The sequence below is a fragment of the Mesorhizobium sp. WSM2561 genome, from assembly GCF_000513915.1.
In the GTDB taxonomy this organism is placed as follows: Bacteria; Pseudomonadota; Alphaproteobacteria; order Rhizobiales; family Rhizobiaceae; genus Mesorhizobium; species Mesorhizobium muleiense.
This window is the reverse complement of the sequence record NZ_KI911326.1, coordinates 1-1,677: the sequence shown is the minus strand read 5'-3', so window position 1 is coordinate 1,677 and position 1,677 is coordinate 1. Positions and strand designations below refer to the sequence as shown.

At 63.5% G+C, this 1,677-nt stretch carries 1 pseudogene; it reads left to right on the top strand.

Annotation, left to right across the window (positions count from 1 at the left end):
• Positions 1-477 (top strand): annotated as a pseudogene (locus M727_RS43710) (hypothetical protein); the annotation flags it as partial.
• Positions 478-1,677: the final 1,200 nt, after the last annotated feature.

The window sequence follows — 1,677 nt, the reverse complement described above, 5'->3', positions numbered from 1 at the left end:
CTCGAGCGCGACGCGGCTGAACAGGAACGAGCCAGAGCAGTCATAGCGAGAGAACGAGTGGAGCAGACTGCAACCGAGACGGCGCAGGCTCTGGCACGAGAACGCGCTGCGGCAGTCTCGACCCATGAGAACCTCGATAAAACTCGCCTCGAACGCGACGCCGCCCGAGCGCTTTTGGTAGGGGTCGCCAGGCTGAAGGAGGCTCTGGAAAAGCAACGTGAAGTCACTGTTTCTTTTGCCCGCGACTTGGCCGCCGCGCGCGCGGACAATGACAGGCTCAGGGCTGAGCGTCGCAGCGCCCAGATTAAGCCGCCGCTGAAGCCGCGCGCTGGCCGCCCGGCAGGCGCTGCCGGCGGGTTGAAGGCTGTCAGCCAGAAGACTGCACGCAGCAAGGTTCGCAACCCGTCGCGGATTGCCCAGGTGCGTTCTCTCACACTTCCCTATCCCCTCAGGCCAAGACAAGCGACGTTGGAGTGACTTCCAAACGACTGCGCGGTCCTCCTGTTGAAGGCCCAGGGTCTTTGAGATCACTGCCTCACGTGTATTGCGAGAGTGGGCCAGGATGAATCGAATCACCCCATTCGAATTCATCCTGCTCTCGTCAGCGAGGAGTTCTGCGCGATACGCTATGTCAGCCCGATCACCCTGCCTGCCGCGTTCAATTCGCATTTGATCGGCGCCTGCCGCGTCTCCACGTTGCCTTGCCGTCCATAGTCGATGCTGACCTCAACGGGAGCCGAGATCGTATCCGGGCTCAACCGACGTATGGAACCTGCGCTGCTGACGCGCACATTGGTCGCGCCAAACGGGGCGGCGGCCGACTCGATCGCATCATGGCAGGCGCGAACGACTTCATCCGGGACGCCCGGCAGCGCTTCGATTGGACTGACCGTCGATGGACTGTTGCTGGCGCTGGGAGGCTGGAGGTTAGCCGGGAGGTCGAGCGACTGTCCGGCCCCTGCGGACCGGGCGACACTGACGGCAGTGGCGGCCGTAGTTGTCGCCACTGCCGCCGTTGCAGCGGTGCTGGTCCCATCGTCATCCACCGGTGACCTACTGCTGGAGCCGCTGGGCTCGCCGCCAGGTCCTTTGTGCGCGCCGCCTTCGCGGCCTTCACCGTGATGACTGCCAGCGCTATTGCCTCCGCCACCATGGTTGCCACCGCTATTGCCTCCGCCGCGCTCGCCGCCGGCGGCAGCTCCTGCGCAAGCTACCGCGATCGAGCAAACGAATGCGAAACATGCCCAGCTGGATTCAGGGGATTGACGCACGACCACCTCCATAAAGTGCGTCGGTCGAACCGTCTTTCCGCGGCATGCAGTCAGGACGGCGCAACCGCCGCCGCCATGCAAAACTCGCGACTAAGGCGCCCACGGAGGTTAACTAGCGGATCAATCCGGTGTATCAAGGACGCGGTACGTGGTACGGGCGTCGTCCCGGTTGCTGGCGGGAGGGGAGGCCATGATTTGACCCCGTCGCGAGGTGCAGCCGAAGAGAACTGCAAGCGTCTCTGCAACTAGGCGACTCGCCTCTTGAAACGGCCTTTGACCGGACGATCACTAGTGGATCGGCCATTGACGATGCCTTGCGCCTCTTCATGAAGGCGATCGACCGTGATCCGGAGTTCGCGATAGCCCATGCGCGGGCGGCGCGGTGCTACGCTACCCGAAAAAGCAA